We start from the raw sequence: 19,515 nt of genomic DNA, 5'->3' as shown, positions 1-19,515 counted from the left end.
GATGCCCCGGCCATGTGCCCTGCCCGCTTACGCCTGATCCAATGCCTCCACCACGCCTTTGTCTTCCCCCAGAAACCCGCCGCTCTGATGCGCCCACAGCCGCGCATACACGCCGTTCTTCTCTAGCAGCTCCGAATGGGTGCCCTGCTCGATGATGCGCCCGTCATCCATGACAATCAGCCGATCCATCGCCGCAATCGTCGACAGTCGATGCGCGATCGCGATCACGGTCTTGCCCTGCATCATGTCATCAAGGCTTTCCTGAATCGCTACTTCGACTTCCGAGTCCAGTGCACTGGTGGCTTCATCGAGCAGCAGGATCGGCGCGTTCTTCAGCATCACCCGGGCGATCGCCACCCGTTGCCGCTGGCCGCCGGACAGCTTGATCCCGCGTTCACCTACCAGAGTGTCGTAGCCGGTATGGCCCTGACGGTCGCTGAGTAGGCTGATGAACTCGTCAGCCTGCGCATTGGCAGCGGCGCGGCGGATCTGTGCGTCGGTGGCATCGGGCCGGCCGTAGGCAATGTTGTCGCGAATCGAACGGTGCAGCAGCGAAGTGTCCTGGGTGACCATACCGATCGCGCTGCGCAGGCTGTCCTGGGTCACGTGCGCAATGTTCTGGCCATCGATACGAATCTCGCCGCTGTCTACGTCATAGAAACGCAGCAGCAGGTTGATCAGCGTCGATTTACCCGCACCGGAGCGCCCTACCAGACCGATTTTTTCACCGGGCCGAATGCTCAGGCTCAGGCCATCGAGCACCTGACGCTCGCCACCGTAGTTGAACTTGACCTTGTCGAACGCCACCGCGCCGCCAGAAGTGACCAGCACGCCGGCATCCGGCGCGTCTTGCACTTTGGTGCCTTGGGTCAGCGTCGCCATGCCGTCCTGGACGGTACCGATGCTTTCGAACAGCGAAGTCATCTGCCACATGATCCAGTTCGACATGCCGTTGATCCGCAACGCCATGGCGGTGATCGCCGCCACCGCACCGGCGCCGACGTCGCCCTGGTGCCACAGCCACAGCGCATAGCCGCCGGCGGACATGATCAATGCCACCACCAAGGCCTGATTGACGATCTCGAACAGACTGACCAGACGCATCTGGCGAAAACCGGTCTGCTTGAAATCTTCCATCGCCGCCCGCGCAAAATGTGCTTCGCGGTTGGAGTGGGAGAACAGCTTCACCGTGGTGATGTTGGTGTACGCGTCGGCGATACGCCCGGTCATCATCGAGCGCGCATTGGCCTGTTCCTGACCGACCTTGCCCAGACGCGGCACGAAGTACCACATGGCCAGACCGAACAGCACGACCCAAGCAAGGAACGGCAGCATCAGCTTCAGCGCAAAACCGCCGGCCAGGGCAATGATCGCGATGAAGTACACGCCGATCCCCGGCAAAATCTCGATCATGGTGAACAGCACGTCGCGTACAGCGAGCGCCGTCTGCATGACCTTGGTCGTGACCCGGCCGGAAAACTCATCGGAGAAAAACGAAAGGCTTTGCCGCAGCATCAGCCGATGGAAATCCCAGCGCAGGCGCAGCGGCAGGTTAATCGCCAGAATCTGGTGCTGGACCATGGTGCGCAACGCCACCAGCCCGACACTGAGCACCATGACAATGCCCATGCCCCACAACACGCGGCTTTCTTGCACCGCCGCTTCGCCGCCGGCCTGCCACGTCGAGAGCAAATCGACGACCTGGCCGAGGAAGGAAAACAGCCAGGCTTCATAGACCGATACGGCAGCACTGAGCAACGCCAGTGCGAGGATGTAGCCGCGAGCACCCCGAGTGCAGGCCCAGAGAAATTTAGCCAGACCGTTGGGTGGCGGTGGCACCTCGTCAGGCGGGAAAGGGTCGAGTCTTCGTTCAAACACACGAAGCATGATGTTCTCCTGAACGTTCAAGTCAGGGAGATTCTGCCACCGATTGGATCCCGGGAGGTCTTTGTGAAAAAGTGTGTGCTCCCGACCTGACGAGTGCCTGCCGTCTCTACCAGACTGCGATATGCGAATCCGCCCGCGGCTCAGTCCCGCCACACAGCACACCCGTCACTGGATCACGCAGAATAATCTGTCCTCTGCCGTAATCCGTCAGGTCACTGGCGATCTGCACCTCGTGCCCGCAACGCGCCAACGCATTGGCCAGATCCCGTGAAGCGCCCTGCTCGATGCCGACCTTCATGCCACCCAGCCATTGCCAGCGCGGCGCGTCCAGTGCCGACTGCGGGTTAAGGCCGAAATCCACCAGGTTCATCACCATCTGCACATGCCCCTGCGGCTGCATGTAGCCGCCCATCACACCGAACGGGCCCAACGCCTGACCGTCCTTGGTGAGGAAGCCGGGAATGATCGTGTGAAAGGTCTTTTTCCCCGGCGCCAACGCGTTGGCATGCTCGGGATCCAGGCTGAATTCCTGGCCACGGTTCTGCAGGGCGATGCCGCTGTCCGGCAGCACCACGCCTGAGCCGAAGCCGTGATAATTGCTCTGGATGAACGACACCATATTGCCCTGCCCGTCCGCCGTGGCCAGGTACACCGTGCCACTGGCATGGGGATCGCCCGGTTTCGGCGGTTGCGCTTGTTCGCCGACCTGAGCGCGGCGGCGGGCGCTGTATTCGTCGCTCAACAGATCGGCCACGGCCACGCGCATGTGCAGCGGATCGGTGATGTAGTGCAGGCCATCGCTGTAGGCGAGCTTCATCGCCTCCAGTTGCCGGTGCCAGGTCTGCTGGCTGTCACGGTGATCGAAGTCGAAGCCTTCAAGAATCTTCAGCGCCATCAGCGCAACCAGGCCTTGCCCGCTCGGTGGAATTTCCCAGACATCCACGCCACGGTAATTGACGTGAATCGGCTCGACCCATTGCGCGCGGTAATGCTCCAGATCCGTGGCGCGCAGATAGCCGCCGGTAGCTCGTGAATGCGCATCCAGGCGTTGCGCCAGTGCGCCGCGATACAAACTCTCGCAACGAGTACTGGCCAACTCCTCAAGGGTTCGCGCCTGCGCCGGGTTACGGAAAATCTCTCCGGCCTGGGGCGCGCGACCGTCAATCAAAAACGTATCGAACCAGGCCTGCAGCACCTCATCACGATGCGGGCCGAACTCATCCAACGCGATCTGCCATTGATGGGCAACCACCGGCGACAAGGGAAAACCGTCTCTGGCCAGACTGATCGCCGGTTGCAGCAAATCGGCGAACGGCAACACGCCAAAGCGTTGCGACAGCTCGGCCCAGGCCGATGGGCAACCGGGCACCGTCACTGGCGTCCAGCCATACAACGGCATTTGCTCATGGCCGGCCGTCTTCACCGCTTCGATGCTTAGACCGGCCGGGGCATGGCCGTTGGCATTGAGGCCATGCAGCTGATCCTTGAACCAGACCAGCGCAAACGCATCACCGCCCAGGCCGCAGCCAGTAGGCTCGACCACGGTCAGTGCCGCCGCCGTGGCGATGGCCGCGTCGATTGCATTTCCACCCTTCTGCAGCATCTCGATGCCGGCCTGCGCGGCAAGTGGCTGAGACGCAGCGACCATGCCACGACGGGCGAAGACGCTTTGGCGTTGCGATGGATAGGGATATTCGTGAGCAGAGAATTTCAACATGGCAAAGGCTCTTCAAATCAGCAATTCATTGGCCGGACTTGATCCGGTTCCCTTCGCGGGTGATCAGGCGCTGGATGTTTTCCGACGGTCTTCTCGAAGATCTGCAACGTGTCGGGGCTGCGGCGCCGCGAACAAGCTCGATAAACGCATCGTCAATATCCTTGTGAAATTCACAGCACGCGGCTGAGAAAGGCCTGGGTACGGGGATGGGTGGGCCGGCTGAAAATCTGCTCCGGCGGGCCTTGTTCGATCAGCTCACCTTGATCGAGCACCACCACCCGGTCAGCCACCTCGCGGGCAAAGCCCATTTCATGGGTGACCACGACCATGGTCATGCCCTCCTCGGCCAGCTCCTTCATCACCTGCAGAACCTCGCCGACGGTTTCCGGGTCGAGCGCGCTGGTGGGTTCGTCGAACAACATCGCCTGGGGTTTCATCGCCAGCGCTCGGGCGATCGCCACCCGTTGCTGCTGGCCGCCGGAAAGCATCGAGGGGTAATGCCCGGCCTTGTCCGCCAGACCGACTCGCTTGAGCAAGGCTCGCGCCTGCTCCAGCGCAGCCTGGCGTGGCACACCCAACACCTGAATCGGTGCTTCGATGATGTTTTCCAGCGCGGTCATGTGCGGGAACAGGTTGAAGCGCTGGAACACCATGCCAATGTCCCGGCGTTGGCGAGCGATGTTGCGTTCCGAGTCGCGCACCAGACTGCCGTCCGCCCGGGTGCGATAACCCATGGGCTGGCCGTTGACCCGGATCTCTCCGCCCTGAATGTCTTCAAGCAGATTGATGCAGCGGATAAACGTGGTTTTGCCCGAACCCGAGGCGCCGATCAGCACCACCACTTCACCGCGTCGCACTTGCAGCGAGATGCCTTTGAGAATCTGCAGATCACCGAAGGCCTTGTGAATGTTCAGCGCCTCGATGATCAGCTCGTCACTTTGCTGCACCATGATCAACGTCCCCTCAGCAGTTTAAGAGTGCTGCGACCGAACATCCGGCTGGAGGCCGGCGGCGGCGAAGAAGGTCTGTCGGACTGGCCGAAGCGGTTCTCCAGCCAGCGCTGAAAGAAGCCCCACAGCGTGGTAAGCAACAGGAAATAGATCGCCACCACCAGGTACAACTCGAACACCCGAAAAGTCGCCGAGGTGACCATCTGCGTGCTGAGCAACAGCTCTTGCACGCCGATCACGCTGACCAGTGTGGTGTTTTTCAGCATCACGTTGAACTCGTTGCCCAGCGGCGGCACGATCACCCGGAACGCCTGCGGCAGCACGATGCGGCGCATCAGTTTGGCGAAGGTCATGCCCAGCGAACGGCCGGCCTCGTACTGGCCCTTGTCTACGGCGCCGATCCCGGCGCGGATGATCTCGGCCATGTACGCGCCTTCGTTGAGGCCCAGAGCAATGATTGCCGCCTGAATGTTGCCGGGCACCACCAGCCCGAACAGCTCGATGTCTTCGAAGCGAAAAATCCCGCCCGCCGCCAGCGCGGTGTAGAGAAAGACGATTTGTACCAGCAGCGGCGTGCCGCGCATCAGCCACACATAAAAACGCACCGGCAGATGCAGTAAAGGGTTCTTCGATAAGCGCAACAATGCGGCGGCCAGCCCCAGCACACAGCCTAGCAACATCGCCAGCACGCTGATCAGGCACGTCAGCCACAGGCCGGTGAGGTACACGCCGCTTGGCTGCAACAGGTACTGCCAGAACACATCCCAATTGAAGTTCATCAACGCTTACCTCAATCGAGTGTGTCGCTGGAGACGTGCCACTTGTTCAAGAGCTGGTTGTAGCTGCCGTCGCTGCGCATGTCGGAAATGATCTGCTGCACGGCGGCGCTCAGTTGTGGATCGTCCTTGCGAATGCCCAGCCCGGTGAGGATCCGGCTGAAGGCTGGCACGCCTTCCTCGAACAGGTCCGGGGCCATCGCCGCGTAATAGCCGGCGGTTTCCACCGTGGTGCCGTAAGCGTCGACCTGATTGATGCGCAGGGCCTGGAAGGCATCGGTATCGGTGTTGTAGACCACCAGTTTCATCGGCGGCTTGCCGGCCTTGCTCAGGCTTTCATTTTCGGTGTCGAGCAGGGTCTTGATGGTCGAACCGTTCAGCACCGCGATCTTGTGCCCGCTGAGATCCGCAAGGGTTTTCAGCGCCTTCGGATTGCCCTTGGGCACCACCACCGCCTGGCTGGAATACATGTAGTTGACGATGTCGATCACCTCACGGCGCTCGGGCTTGTCGAACAACTGGTCGACGATCATGTCGCACTGTCTGGCGAGCAAGGCCGGGAGCAATCCGGAGAATGGAATCACCCGCCAATCGACCTTCTTGTCGCCCAGACGCTTGGCGATTTCCAGGCCGAGGTCGACGGTCAGTCCTTTGGGCTTTTGCGCTTCATCGAAAGACACCAGCGGCGGTGAATCCATGCCCGAGCAATAGGTGAGTTTGTCGACCTTGACCAGACGCTCCGGCACCGTGGGTGCGGCAAGCGCCCACTGTGTACAGAGTCCGAGGGATATTGCAGCCAATAACAGGCGAGACGTATGCATGACCAGACACTCCAGTTCGGTTAGTAACGGGGCAGTACTCAAAGTCAAAACATCGGCGGACTCGTGTTCCGCTCTGTGGTTATTTTTCCGATTGCAAAAATTTGATCAGTTCGGGGACGGTGCCTTCGATGTGCTCGCGCACCACGGCTTCGGCCTTGCTGGCGTCGCCGGCGCGAATTGCATCGAGGATCATCTGGTGTTCCTGGCGCGCACTCAGGGGCTTTTCGATGTGCTGCAGCCAAAGGCGCATGGGGGCTTCGATCACTGAGTAGAGGGCGCCGATCTGCTTGAGCAGCCGTGGGCGATCGCTGAGGCTGCACAGGTATTCATGGAACTTGCGATGGCGGCTGACCCATGCCGCACTCTCCTCGCGGTAGTCGTCCATTTCATCGAGCAGCCGCTCCAGCGCGGTCAACTGACGCTCGCTGATCTTGGGCACGGCGATGCGAATCGCCAGCCCTTCCAGGGCGCTGCGCATTTCGAACACTTCATGCATTTGCTCGACATCCAGACCGCTGACCACCGCGCCGCGGTTAGGCCGCAGCGTCACCAGGCCCTGCGCATCGAGGCGGCGAAAAGCTTCGCGCACCGGCATGCGGCTCATGCCGATTTCACTGGCGATGTCCTCGGCGATCAACCGGTCGCCCTTGCGATAACGACCACCGCAAATGCCTTCCAACAGAAAGTTGTAGGCCTCTTCCTCGGCGGTCATCGGTTGACGCTGGTCGTAGGCGGGAGCGAATTGCATGGCAGCACCTTTTGTCTTTTTGTATCCAATTATCCACGGATACAAAAAAGCACGATGCATGCCAGATTTCACATGTGCAGCCCAAGCTTTTGATTTGCATGATTTAAGCGGCAAAACGGCGATAAGACCCTGCCGTGCAAGACTCGAGCGGTGCTACCCGATCGCCCATGGCGAGCACCGCAAAGGTGCAGATTGGTAGCTGAGTAACACTCAACTGAATGGCAGCGCCGCTCCAGGAGCGACGCTTTTTTGTGGGCTGAAGGACAACTTCCTTTGCGGGCCTGCCTATAGAAATAGGCAATCCTCCCAGACAAACCGGCATACCCCTGCCACGCCGCGCTGCCTACCATGTCGTTTCACCTATCTGTCGGAGCTTGCCATGCACAGCAGCAAAACCTTATTCATCACCGGTGTCAGCAGCGGCTTTGGCAGCGCGCTCGCGCAAGAAGCGATCAACGCCGGTCACCGGGTGATCGGTACCGTGCGCAACGAGGCCGATCTGAAGTCGTTCGAGGCCTTGTCAGCGGATCGGGCACACGGGGTGTTGCTCGACGTCACCGATTTCGAACGCATCGACGGGGTGATCGCCGACGTCGACGCCACACTGGGTCCGGTCGATGTACTGGTGAACAACGCCGGTTACGGTCATGAGGGCATTTTCGAGGAGTCACCACTAGCAGAGATGCGGCGACAGTTCGACGTCAACGTGTTCGGCGCGGCAGCGATGATCAAGGCGTTCGTGCCGTATTTCCGGCAACGGCGCGCCGGGCGCATTCTGAATATCACCTCGATGGGCGGCACCATCACCATGCCCGGTATTGCCTATTACTGCTCGAGCAAGTTTGCCCTCGAAGGGCTCTCCGATACGCTGAGCAAGGAATTGCAGCCGTTCAACATTTTTGTCACGGCGGTGGCACCTGGCTCGTTTCGTACCGATTGGGCCGGGCGTTCGATGCAGCGCACGGCGCGCAGCATTGCCGACTATGACGCCAGCTTCGACCCGGTGCGCAAGGCCCGCGAAGAGAAAAGCGGCAAGCAGTTGGGCGATCCGCGCAAGGCTGCACAGGCCATGCTGCAACTGATCGCCAGCGCCGCACCGCCCGCGCACTTGCTATTGGGCAGCGATGCGCTGAATCTGGTGCGCGATAAACTGCAACGCAGTCTCAGCGACATCGAGCAATGGGAAACCCTGACCCGCTCCACCGATGGCTGAGTCCCCGGCGAAGAGATCAATGCCCATGAGTCCATCCGATCCGTATACCGCACGCATGGTGCAGTTGCTTGAACAGCTCGCGCCGCTGGAGGGTTACAACCTCAGTGCGCTGGAGGACGTGCGGTTTCTGCGTTCTAATCGGCCGCTGAGCAACACCCCGGTGCTGTATGACCCGGGCATCGTGATTCTCTGTCAGGGGCGCAAGCGCGGCTATCTGGGCGATGACGTCTACGTCTATGACGCCCAGCATTATCTGGTGGTATCGGTGCCGGTGCCGTTCACCATGGAAACCGAGGCGAGTGCGGCTGAGCCGATGCTGGCGGTGTATATGCGCCTCGACCTGCAATTGGCCAGCGAGTTGATGCTGCAGGTCGACGAGGTGTTCGGCCCCAGCGACGCTTCGCCAAAGGGCATGTACGCCTCGCCGATGGATGATCCATTGCGCGCCTCGACCCTGCGTTTGCTCGAAGCGATGAGCGATCCGGGCGACGCGCAGATCCTCGGACCGGCACTGGTTCGGGAGATCTACTACCGGATCCTGACCGGTGCCCAGGGCGGTTCGATGCGTGCGGCGCTCCAGCAGCAAGGGCATTTCGGCAAGGTCAGCCGGGCGATCCGGCGGATTCACAGCAGCTATGAGCAACGCCTGGATGTCGAGTCCCTCGCCGAGGAAGCCGGGATGAGCGTTCCGAGCTTCCATGTGCATTTTCGCAACGTCACCGACTCATCGCCGATGCAATACCTCAAAGCCACGCGCCTGCATCAGGCGCGTTTGCTGATGCTGCGTGGCGCCATACCGGCCGCGACGGCGGCGTTCAACGTCGGTTATGAAAGCGCCTCGCAGTTCAGCCGCGAGTTCAAGCGATTCTTCGGGCGCACGCCGCTGGCTGAGGTCGCGTGGATGAAGGCCACGTATGCCCTGCCCCAGTCCGCCACGCCCTCCCTGTACGTGTCTTCGCACTGAGCACCAATCGCTCTCGGCCATCGCATGCCCGTCGCAGTCTCAAGGCAAAATCCCCGCGCATTCACTACGCTTGAGAAATCCGCCTCGGTGCAAGCCCGGCAAACACATTGAACATTGCACGCGGGCCGCTGTTCCAGATGATTCAGACAGAGAATCAAGGACGAACATATGGATGTCTTCGCTCCCGCTGCGCCTGTTCCGCCTCAGCAAAGCGCAATCACCCGCCGCCTGGCGTTCGCGGTAGGCACGCTGTTTATCGTCGGGGTGATTGCCGCTATCGGCACCCTGCTCGGCATTGCCGCTCGCCTGGATCGCGAGGATGTCGAGCAGAACCGTTTCTACATGGCCCGCGCTCTGGAAAACCGCATCAGCACCTCAAAGAGCTACATCACCAGTTACGCTGACTGGACCACCGCCTATGAGCACCTGCACACCCAAGTCGATACCGACTGGGCGTACACCCAACAGAACATCGGCAAGACCCTGTTCACCACTGACGGTTATGACGGCGTGTTCGTGCTGGATCGGCAGCGCACCAAATACGCCGTGGTGCAGGGACAGCAGGAAGACGCGGACATCGCGCACTGGCTCGCGGTGCCTGCCGCGTCGTTGATTGATCAGGTGCAAAACCAGTCCGAGCTGACTGTGCCTGTCAGCACCTACTCGCTGTTCGACGGCTGGCCGGCGCTGGTCACGGCGGCGGCCATTCTGCCCAACGATGAGCGCCCGGTGGGCGATCCGCAACAGACGTCGGTGCTGGTATTCGTCGACAAGCTGACACCGGCCAAACTGCAAGCGCTTGGCGTGGCCTATGGCCTGAACAACCTGACTCTGATGCCGGATGAACAGCTCACCGGGGAGCAACCACGCGTGCCGCTGGACAGTACCGGTTTCAGCATGACGGCAGATCTGAAGCGCCCCGGGCAGCAATTGTTGTGGTCATTGCTGCCAACGCTCGGCGGTGTGCTGGCCGTGCTGATGCTGTTGACCGCCTATTTCCTGCGTCACGCCGTGCGATCGTCGACCTACGTCGATCAGAGTTTCAGCACGTTGAAGACCTCGAATCAGGCGCTGGAGGCGGCCAACCACGCGCTGGAAGCCAGTGAAGAACGCTTTCGCGCCGTGGCCGAAGCCGCATCGGACTGGATCTGGGAAGTCGACAACCAGCTGCGCCTGACCTATCTCTCGGCGCGCTTCAGCGAGGTGACCGGTTATCCGCAAACCGAGTGGCTGGGGCAAGGCATCGGGCAACTGGTGTCCTGCGATACTACGCCGCTGGAGCTGTGGCTGAAAAAACTCACCGAAGACAGCAATGCCAGCGACCTGCGCTGCACCTACCGCGATCACGCCGGGCAGCAACGCCACTGTCGGCTCTCAGCGCGGCCGATCATCGAGAAACAAAGCGTGGTCGGCTATCGCGGCACCGCCAGTGACATCACCGACGAAGTCGCTGCCCATGCGCAGATCCAGCACCTGTCGATGCACGACGCCTTGACCGGCCTGCCCAATCGCAATCAGTTGTCGCGTTATCTGGATGACGCGCTGCTGCTCAAAGAGCATGCCCCGCCACTGTCGTTGCTGGTGATCGATCTGGACAACTTCAAGCCGATCAACGACTCGCTCGGCCATCCGGCCGGTGATGCGGTGTTGCAGGAAGTCGCCAGTCGCCTGCGCGAATGCACCCGTGAGCTCGACATCGTCGCGCGCCTGGGCGGTGACGAATTCGTCGTGGTGCTCAATGGTATGGACACTCGGCAAGAGGTCGACCGCTTTTGTACCCGGCTGGTCGAGAGCCTGCATCAACCGATGGTATTCGAGCACCATCCGCTGCACGTCGGGGCCAGCATCGGCATCGCCCTGAGCCGCCGTCAGGGTTTCGTGCCCAGCGAGTTGATCCGTTGCGCCGACATCGCGCTGTATCAGGCCAAGTCCGAGGGCAAGAACACCTGGTGCTATTTCGAAGCGCACATGAACGACCAGATCCAGACCCGCCGGCAAATGGAAAGCGATTTGCGTGGCGCGTTGAAGAACGACGAATTCATCCTGCATTACCAGCCGCGCTACACCGTCGACGGCAAGCACATCGTCTCGGTCGAGGCATTGGTGCGCTGGCAGCATCCGACCAAGGGCCTGCTGGGGCCGGACGTGTTCATCGGCCTGGCGGAACAGACCGACCTGATCGTGGCGCTGGGCCGCTGGGTATTGCGTGAAGCCTGTGAAACCGCACTGAGCTGGCCGTCGGACATTCTGCTCTCGGTCAATCTGTCGCCGGCGCAGTTTGCCCTCAGCGATGTCGTCGAAGACGTGCGCGAAGCGCTGATCCAGACCCGTTTCCCGGCCAGTCGCCTGGAACTGGAAATCACCGAAAACGTGATGCTCGTCGACACCGACGGTGCGCTGGCCACGATGAATGCGCTGAAGCAACTCGGGGTGCGGCTGAACATGGACGACTTCGGCACCGGCTATTCGTCCCTCGGCTACCTGCGCGCCTACCCGTTTGACGGGATCAAGATCGACAAGCGCTTCATCGCCTCGATCAGCAACGGCGCCAACGATCGCGCCGTGGTGCAGGCGATCATCGGCCTGGGCAAAGCCATGGGCCTGACCGTCACCGCCGAAGGCGTGGAAACCGAGGAGCAACTGGAGATTCTCGGCAAGGATCAATGCAACGAGGTGCAGGGCTACTTCATGAGCCGGCCGATCGACAAGGGCGCGTTTGCGCAATTGTTGAAAAGCGCCAGGGCCGTGCCGGCAGATCATCCGTTGTCAACAATCAGTAATGAAATGCAGAAAGCCCGGCTCGACACGCTTCGTTAATGAGGTTTTCTTTCTGACTTTAATTAGTTTTGTTCAGGGTGTGTTTAGGGCCGTCATGCTGGAATAGTCCTTGCCGTGGGTTAGGGTCGAATTCAATCTCGCGAAAATCACAACTTCACTTGCGGCTTTATCTGGCTTCCAGAATTGCGGGCGAAAAGAACAACTGCAGCAAGGGATTAACGATGGATCGATATGAGGCCCCGCTTGTTGTAGAACGCACTTGGCGGGCAGTGTTGTTGAAAGGACTGATTACAAGAAATCCATGCCTGAGCATTTTTTTCATGACACTGGCCGTGTTCATGGCAATGCAGTACAAACCCGCTGTCCTGAACTACACAACACGTTTTGTCGACTTTGCCGAGTACATGTTGCTGCACGGCATCACACTGTTCCCGATTGCCGACGACCTCAAGCCTTATCCCGACTATACGGTTCTCAATACCCTGTTGGTCTATCTGGTTTCCTTGCCGTTCGGCCGGGTGTCCATTCTTTCAATGGGTTTTCCATCCTGCGTGGCCGCGTCGCTGATGCTGGTATTCATTTATCGGCTGGGCGCGTTGCACAGCAAGAAATGGGGCGCGTATGGCGTTCTTTTCAGCCTGCTCACCTGGGCTTTTCTTGACGGCGTCAACTCACTGGCACTGGATATCTATCCGGCGCTGTTAACGGTGATGTGCTTCTACTTTGCCTATGCGGCCGATATAAAAAAGGACCCGCGTCGCCTTGCATTGCTGTACCTCGGCCTGGCACTGGGTTTCGCCTTTCGTGGGCCTATTGGCTTGATCGGGCCCGCGACTGTCATTGGCGCTTATTACTTGCTGAGCCGGCAGTGGCGCATGTTGCTGCTATTTTCATTGCTCTCGGGCGTAATTCTGACTGTTGGCGTTGCGCTGCTGGCATGGGCCGCCTACTTGCAAGGGGGGCAAGCGTTCCTTGAGGAAGTGCTGAACATGCAAGGCATCGGACGCTTCGGTTCCGACCACGCGCCACGCTATTACTTCTACTTCTCCGCAGGCCTGTTTACCTACGGCATCACGGTGTTTTACGCCATTAATGTAATTCTCAAGAAGTACAAACTGTTCTTCCGCTCGACCCGCGATAAAGACATCGACCTGCTGCTGTATCTGAGCGGGTGGCTGTTGGTGCTGCTGGTGCTGTTCACTATTCCCAGTTCGAAGAAAGCGCGCTACATCCTCGCAATCACCCCGGCCATTTCGCTGCTGGCCGCTTACCTCTTCGTCAGCAAGGAAGCCGCCTTGATCCGCGCCAAAAACGGCCTGCTGAACTTCTGCCTGAAGTTGCCCATGCTGGGGTTGGGGATGCTGGTGGCGGTGCTGGTCTACAACAACTTCGCCGATGTTCCGTTACAGCCCAACTACCTGGGCGTAACCTTGGGATTATCTGCGCTGCTGAGCTTCTACCATGGCAAACACCAGTACTTCGCCGAGCATCCCTATCGCGAGTTCATGACGCTGTCGTTTGGCGTAGCGGCATTTCTGATACTGGATATGTTTTTCTTCAACCCGATCACCTACCACCTGGAACTCATGATCGAACCCACACCGAAGTTTCTGCCGTATTGGTTTTGGTGAAGCCTCTTCCTGATTCATGAGTAAGCGACACGACTGTCCAGTATTCACATGTTGATATCTGACAGAGTCATGACGCATTCAGGGTACTGAATCGGCGGCAGGGCCCTGCGCAAAAGCAGTCGTTTGCAGCAGGAAAAAAATAAAGGTGCCGCCCGCTTTCGCGAGCGACACCTTCATCCACTGCCCGCTAATCAAGCCTTGTTGTCCGCTTCTTCCAGCGCTTTTTCAGCGTTGAACCCGTCGAAGTTCTCGAATACGCCCAGAAAGCCCGGTACGGTTACTTCTCGCGCCCAGTCGCGCTGTAGTTCGCAGTACATTTGCACCCGGCTGATGAGCTTCGCCCCCGCCTGTTCCATTCTGCGCAACGCCGCCTCGTGCGCGGCGAGCGATGTGCCGCCGACCGCATCGACCGGCACATAAACGTCATAACCTTCCTGGATCGCGTCGAGCACCGGGAATGTCAGGCACGCTTCGGTCCAGAGTGCAGTCATGATCAGCTTTTTGCGCCCGAGCGCCTTGACTGCCTGCTTGAATTGCGTGTCCTCCCAACTGTTGATCGATGTGCGGTCGTAGGTCGGAAGATGGCCGAGCACCTGTTGCAGCTCCTGGATCGGCGGCTTGTTGCGGCCGGTCGCGACATTGACTGTCGAGTGGATGATCGGAAGGTTGTAGTTGACCGCCGCCTTCGCGACGCTGGTTATGTTGAAGACGAGTTCATCACGCGGCATCGAGCGGATCGAAGAAACCTGAACCGGCTGATAATCGATGATGATCAACGCCGAGTTTTCCGGGGTCAGTAGCTGATCGGTATGGGGGTTGCGGAGAGTCTCGCTTGCCATTGGCAAATCCTTTTCATGGGTGACGCACGTTTGTGAATCAGGCCGGAGCCTGTGCGGGTGATGGGTTCCGAGACACGTGCGAATGACGCCATGCCCGGAAAATCCATTGTGCTGTTCCCATGTTCGACGCAGTAGTAGCATTGCGCGACGTGCTGTGTCGCGAAAAGAGGAACGCAAGCGTGGATATCGAAGAACTGCAGACCTTCGTGGAAGTGGCTGATGCCGGGGGCATTTCGCAGGCGGCTCTGCGTCTTGGCGTGTCGAAATCGATCGTCAGCCGCCGCCTGGCTCGGCTTGAAACCGAATTGGGTGTGCAATTGCTGGCACGCTCCACTCGCGGGGCGGCGCTTACCGAGGCCGGTGCGACGTTCCGGGACTACGCCGCCAGGGTTTGCACCGAGATCGACATCGCCAAGGAAACGATCCTGCCCGCCGGCGCCCTCCGCGGCCGCTTGCGCGTGGCCGTGCCGCTGTCGTTCGGCCAGAGTCACTTCGCCCCGATGCTGGCAGAAATGGCGCGTCGGCATCCGCAGCTGCACATCCAGACCTGTTACAGCGATCGCTTCGTTGACCTCATTGCCGAGGGCTACGATTGCGCCATCCGGGTGGGCTATATGCAGGACTCCAATCTGATCGCCAGACGGATTGGCCCGGTCTACGCCAAGCTCGTCGCGAGCCCCGCCTACATCAACGCGCATGGAGAACCCCAGACGCCGGATGAACTGATTGCCCATCAGGCGCTCATGCAGGGCACCGAAGCCTGGCAATTCATGGATGGCGACAAAGTCATCACGGTTCGTCCGCAAGGCCGCTTCAAAGCCGACAACGGCATCGCCCTGGTCGCCGCCGCGACCGCAGGCCTGGGTGTCGCCTACCTGCCCGACTGCCTCACCCATGAACACGTGGCATCCGGCGCACTGGTGCCGATCATGACAAACCATCCTCCCCCTCCGGCCGGTGCCTACATCCTCCGCCCGCCGGGTCCGCACCCTGCGCGCAAAATTCGTGTGCTCACTGAACTGCTGATCGAGTTCTTCGGCGAAACGCCACACCTGGCGGTGCAGCCGCTGTCACATCAGGATGATGCGCTGGCATGAGGTTGGGCTAAGCGAGAGCGACAGACATTCCTCTTTATCTGCCATTCGCGCAGGGCCGCTATGGGAAAGCGGTCACTCGCGAGTGTCGTCTTCCGACCGGAAGCTGCCCGTAGGCACAGACAGCAATCGGCCAATAAAGGACGATCGCGGTTTAGCTCAGATCTAACGTATACAGTAATATCCGTCTGCACCGCCCAAGCTATGGAGTCGGGCTATTAGCCATGAAGGGATCAAGTGAATCTACAAGTTGAAATTGAAAGGATCTTCGAGGGTAAAGCATTTGCCAGGCCACTTTTCTATACCTATCCAGGAGGTCTGCGTTTTGAGCTCTCTGAAACTGGCGGAGTGATTGAGCAATTTCTAACAGCACTACGAAAATCAGCAAAGATCTGCAGCGATATCTTCCTTGATGACGCGACGCTTGTTGCTTGTCTGCGCGTTCATTCTGGCATCAACCGATTTGCTCATCGGCCCCTGATTCGCGCTCTTCGATCTGCAGACATTAACATACCCACGGAATGCTCAGTCTGGAGTGAGGAAATAGATCCGGAGGAATGGTTTTGCGAAAAAGAGCCGGAGTATTGGATCAACATCGCCTTTGAAGCACCCGCCACCCTGCTTCAAACATTTCTTTGGTGTGCCTTGGCTAGGGACTTTTCCGCAATTCAGCCTAAACCCAACTGCATTTTGTACCTCTTCAATTTGAAGAAACATGTCATGGTTTTCCCCTACGACGACAGAGGTATGGATGTGGTCGGCCCCAACAAAAATCTGCTTTTACAGCTGTATCGTCTCCATCATACATACCTGCTGGATTACGACCGACACACGATGGACACCACATTTTCAGGGCCTGCGTACTAGCCTTATTGCTCACATTGGAGCTGAAACCATGCCCACAGCCCACATGGAAACCGTCTCCTTTGTGTCGTTTGCTGCCTGTCACGAAGGGCAGGAACCTGTCCAGAGTGTGTAAAAACTCCAAAGCCAGCTCGGATGATTAAAAATCGCCCCCAAACACGCATTGCCGCATCTGTCCTGCGTCAGTAGGATTCGGTCATCGCTGACATAAATGGATGTGTACATGGAAAGCATGCCGAGACTGGAAATTGAGCGCGCTGCGTATCAAGAGTTTTTAACTCTTTGGGAACGCGGTGTATTCGATAATCAGCGCTTAGGCCAAGCGTTCTATAACCATTTTCGGCTTCATCGTCTGAGCGACCAAACGCGCCTGTTCGGTCTCTATGAAACTGACGGAGACAAGGCCATAACCGCGATCTCCCGCCTGTTCCAAATCAGATAACTTCGACCCCGCGTTTCGCGAGAGCAGGGTCAGCCTTGAAGACCGAGAGGGGATCAAGCGTTTTTACACACTCTGGGCCAGAAGCGGACGTATTGGCATCTGTGTAGTATCTGCCTCTCTTCCAACCTATATGAGGTGCCCGACGCCTAGTCGACACCCCCATCCCTACAAGAGCTGTCCTAGACCTGCAATACGCCCTTTACTCGATGGAGCGCCTATCACGGTAAGGTCATGTTTGTATGACGCACACGAGCAACCACAATCCCTTGATATTTTACAATAAACCCTTCCATTTACCTGAAGCCTATATCATGTAGCCATAACTGCCGCGAGCTTGGGATGTTTATTTTGATAATACAGCTCCACCTCAGCATCATTCTCCAGGAATTGCCATACCTCTTTTGAACGCATGGAGTATAAAACGATAACTGCAAACACTCCCAGATACAGCCATACCAGACTCGCCGTGCCGAATTTAGACATGATTGCGCCAGTTATCACGAATGAAACCGAGCTTCCCAACTGACTAATAACCAACGTGGACGCCATCAATCTTACGCGTGCACCCGAAGGTATAGACATAACTCTTTTATCCATTCCGATCAAGGTAATACAAGCACTGGCCGCCCCCGCGAAAAATAGCCAAGGAATCAATAGCCAAACTTCGTCGCTTTGCGTCGTCGCGCAAAGTGAAAAAGTCAGCAACGACCAACATCCAAGATACTTTTTGCGCTGATTTTGTCTTTTAGCAATAATTGGGCTCAAAATTAACAAGCCTGCAATAGCTCCACTCGCGAAGACAGCATTCAACAGGCCTGCACTGCCTTCCGCAAGATTGCGAGTATGTGTAAGTGTTGGAACCAGCATCGGCACGATCGCCGTGACGGTCAAACCAAGTAGCAGCCCAGAACAGGTCAAAAATTGTTCTGGCGGAAGAATGCATTTAAGTTTAAGCCCAAGAAATATTTCATTAATACGATGTGATGTTGATCTCGGCTTTGTGGGGGCTTCACTTATCGGTAGAGCCATTGCTATTACTACGGCTACCAGTCCCAGTATTGAAGAAAAAAGTAGCGAGATGTCCAATGAATACACCGCAATTACAATGCCCGCTAACAAAGGCCCCGCAACCCTACCCACGGTAACAACGATACGCCGAATGCGAAATGCAGCACTCGTTTGATGTTTATCAACAGTTTCAGCAGGATAGATGCCAAAAAGAGGCTGGACCACTCCAAATGCTGCTACAGCAATAACGTCGATGAGAATCAGGGCGTCAAGCGAATACCAGTTAGAGGCAAATAGGTACCGCAATGCACTGGCAAACAAGATTACAATACAACCTGCCTTAAGAGCAGTACTACGGCGCATCGACTCAACGCGTGGTGCAAAGCACAACATTGAAATTATCGCTGCGAATGCGAGTGCTGTTTCGTAGACAGCCAGTTCAAACAGGCTGCCCCGCTGTACAATAATCAGAGGCAGCGTTGTGTTCCAACATCCGAGGTAGATCCAGAGCAATAACTCCAGGTATAGATACGTTCGGAATGTACTCAATTCATAATTTCCTTCTTCGTATGGGGGCCGCTATAGCTCCCTGCCATGGCGACCCCTTCACACGAATCAGCCTGCTACAAAATGATTGACTTTAAAGCTTTCTGCGCTCACACCAAACTTAGAAAAGAGGTGGCCGTGCATTCTATTCTTGTATATATCTCGATTCTTTTCGAAATACTCTCGATCATACCATCTTACGCCGAAAAACATGGTCAACCCCCTTACCACAGTCGCAAGCTGCCAATCGTAGAAAACGGCCTCAACCGGTCGAGCACCCAATCGCTCATCAGACTCCATTACCGCGACAATGCATAGATCCAGTTCTTCCTTGCTTGAAAAAGCAACCTCACAGTTGGTCAGAGCAACTATTGGCTTATCCAGGTTTCGTTCATTGCCGATGACAACTTCGTACGTTTGAGATTCCATTCTTGCTAGCCTCTACGTATTTGATGGGTGATTAACACGCTTACTTTCAGAAGCTTCCAATCCGAGAAGCGGATTGGTCCAACATGGAAACTCTCGGAAGAGATCACTAGAGATATGGCAAGCAGAACAAATACGAAATCACAGTCGTCCGCGAGAGCTACCCTGTCAAATCTACAATTTTGGGGGAAGAGCGTGAGACGACAACTGCTCAATACGAAGTAGCAACCCTTAAACACGAACCGTAGCAGAGTGTGTTTCACATTCCAGTTGAGCGCCCTGATAATTAATGTTCAACCAAACTGCGCTGTCAAACTATTTTTTATGCACAATTTTGGCAAATAAATCACGACCAACGGAGCCTTTAATTGTGGAGATGTGGCTGCAACAGCATCAAAAAGGAGCGCATATGAATTATTTGGTGCACCTCCATAAAGCAAAAAAAGTGTGCAGAAATAATAGTTAGAGACTGACAAACATCCTTTGAATGACCCCTTCTGGCTGTGGATTCAACCGGTCGACGCAACACGACTAAATTCTGTGTAAGCAGAAGGAGTGTTGCAGATGAAGCAGAGACCTCGGATCTATTACACCGAAAGCCAGAAAAAACTGATGTGGGATCACTGGCAGAAAGGCGACTCTCTCCAGCACATCGCCCAACTATTTGATCGAAACCATTCATCGATACAGCGCATCTTGGCGGAAACAGGCGGTATCAGACCCGCTGTACGCCGCAGATCCAGATTGGCGCTGACGTTGGCTGAGCGTGAAGAGATTTCGCGTGCCGTGGTGGCAGGTAACTCGATCCGTT

Annotated in this window: 16 protein-coding genes and 1 pseudogene; 8 read left to right on the top strand and 9 right to left on the bottom strand. The window is 57.5% G+C overall.

The genetic code is table 11. The features are described from left to right. Positions 1-27: 27 nt before the first annotated feature. The 6 genes from H043_RS0110155 to H043_RS0110130 all read right to left on the bottom strand — a co-directional run bounded on the left by H043_RS0110155 (position 28) and on the right by H043_RS0110130 (position 6,899). Entirely contained in the window at positions 28-1,887 is a 1,860-nt protein-coding gene (locus H043_RS0110155; RefSeq protein WP_027611760.1) for an ABC transporter ATP-binding protein, read from the bottom strand. A 106-nt stretch (positions 1,888-1,993) separates the two neighbouring features. Beyond that, entirely contained in the window at positions 1,994-3,604 is a 1,611-nt protein-coding gene (locus H043_RS0110150; RefSeq protein ID WP_027611759.1) for a gamma-glutamyltransferase family protein, read from the bottom strand. A 170-nt stretch (positions 3,605-3,774) separates the two neighbouring features. Continuing rightward, positions 3,775-4,554 (bottom strand): amino acid ABC transporter ATP-binding protein, encoded by a 780-nt coding sequence (locus H043_RS0110145; RefSeq protein ID WP_027611758.1) that lies wholly within the window; start codon positions 4,552-4,554, stop codon positions 3,775-3,777. Between the two features lie 2 nt (positions 4,555-4,556). Beyond that, complete coding sequence (locus H043_RS0110140; protein WP_027611757.1) at positions 4,557-5,333, bottom strand: amino acid ABC transporter permease; 777 nt, start codon at positions 5,331-5,333, stop codon at positions 4,557-4,559. A gap of 11 nt (positions 5,334-5,344) precedes the next feature. Then, positions 5,345-6,151: an ABC transporter substrate-binding protein gene (locus H043_RS0110135; protein ID WP_027611756.1), complete on the bottom strand. Its 807-nt coding sequence runs from the start codon at positions 6,149-6,151 to the stop codon at positions 5,345-5,347. 79 nt (positions 6,152-6,230) lie between these two features. Continuing rightward, positions 6,231-6,899, bottom strand: coding sequence for a GntR family transcriptional regulator (locus tag H043_RS0110130; protein ID WP_027611755.1), 669 nt, complete (start codon positions 6,897-6,899; stop codon positions 6,231-6,233). Between the two features lie 379 nt (positions 6,900-7,278). Between H043_RS0110130 and H043_RS0110125 the strand changes: the two genes are divergently transcribed. From H043_RS0110125 to H043_RS0110110, 4 genes are all read left to right on the top strand, one after another. Next, on the top strand, positions 7,279-8,112 hold the full coding sequence (locus H043_RS0110125) for an oxidoreductase (RefSeq protein WP_027611754.1): 834 nt from the start codon (positions 7,279-7,281) through the stop codon (positions 8,110-8,112). A 25-nt stretch (positions 8,113-8,137) separates the two neighbouring features. Next, entirely contained in the window at positions 8,138-9,076 is a 939-nt protein-coding gene (locus tag H043_RS0110120) for an AraC family transcriptional regulator (RefSeq protein WP_027611753.1), read from the top strand. 168 nt (positions 9,077-9,244) lie between these two features. Beyond that, positions 9,245-11,893 carry an EAL domain-containing protein gene (locus H043_RS28995; protein WP_049827834.1) on the top strand — a complete coding sequence of 883 codons (2,649 nt, stop codon included), beginning with the start codon at positions 9,245-9,247 and terminating at the stop codon, positions 11,891-11,893. 281 nt (positions 11,894-12,174) lie between these two features. Beyond that, on the top strand, positions 12,175-13,485 hold the full coding sequence (locus H043_RS0110110) for a glycosyltransferase family 39 protein (protein ID WP_049827833.1): 1,311 nt from the start codon (positions 12,175-12,177) through the stop codon (positions 13,483-13,485). A gap of 191 nt (positions 13,486-13,676) precedes the next feature. Here the strand turns inward: H043_RS0110110 and H043_RS0110105 are convergent, their stop codons facing one another. Beyond that, positions 13,677-14,324: a hydrolase gene (locus H043_RS0110105; protein WP_027611751.1), complete on the bottom strand. Its 648-nt coding sequence runs from the start codon at positions 14,322-14,324 to the stop codon at positions 13,677-13,679. 179 nt (positions 14,325-14,503) lie between these two features. Here H043_RS0110105 and H043_RS0110100 point away from each other — a divergent pair, with 179 nt between their 5' ends. The 3 genes from H043_RS0110100 to H043_RS0110090 all read left to right on the top strand — a co-directional run bounded on the left by H043_RS0110100 (position 14,504) and on the right by H043_RS0110090 (position 16,724). After that, the gene (locus H043_RS0110100) at positions 14,504-15,421 is read left to right on the top strand and encodes a LysR family transcriptional regulator (RefSeq protein ID WP_027611750.1); all 918 of its coding nucleotides are present in this window, start codon (positions 14,504-14,506) and stop codon (positions 15,419-15,421) included. Between the two features lie 234 nt (positions 15,422-15,655). Then, a complete protein-coding gene (locus H043_RS0110095; protein WP_027611749.1) occupies positions 15,656-16,285 on the top strand; it encodes a DUF3885 domain-containing protein in 630 nt (209 codons plus the stop codon). Between the two features lie 220 nt (positions 16,286-16,505). Next, entirely contained in the window at positions 16,506-16,724 is a 219-nt protein-coding gene (locus H043_RS0110090; RefSeq protein ID WP_027611748.1) for a hypothetical protein, read from the top strand. Between the two features lie 309 nt (positions 16,725-17,033). On the opposite strand, the gene H043_RS0110085 is transcribed toward H043_RS0110090, so the two are convergent. Together H043_RS0110085 and H043_RS0110080 are read right to left on the bottom strand one after the other, a co-directional pair. Further along, complete coding sequence (locus H043_RS0110085) at positions 17,034-18,281, bottom strand: MFS transporter (RefSeq protein ID WP_027611747.1); 1,248 nt, start codon at positions 18,279-18,281, stop codon at positions 17,034-17,036. 66 nt (positions 18,282-18,347) lie between these two features. Continuing rightward, on the bottom strand, positions 18,348-18,707 hold the full coding sequence (locus tag H043_RS0110080; protein WP_027611746.1) for a hypothetical protein: 360 nt from the start codon (positions 18,705-18,707) through the stop codon (positions 18,348-18,350). 561 nt (positions 18,708-19,268) lie between these two features. Between H043_RS0110080 and H043_RS28990 the strand changes: the two are divergent. Continuing rightward, a pseudogene (locus H043_RS28990) lies at positions 19,269-19,515 on the top strand (IS30 family transposase); the annotation flags it as partial.

The sequence above is a fragment of the Pseudomonas sp. URIL14HWK12:I6 genome (assembly GCF_000514195.1).
Classification (GTDB): Bacteria; Pseudomonadota; Gammaproteobacteria; order Pseudomonadales; family Pseudomonadaceae; genus Aquipseudomonas; species Aquipseudomonas putida_A.
This window is presented reverse-complemented; position numbering and strand designations above follow the sequence as displayed.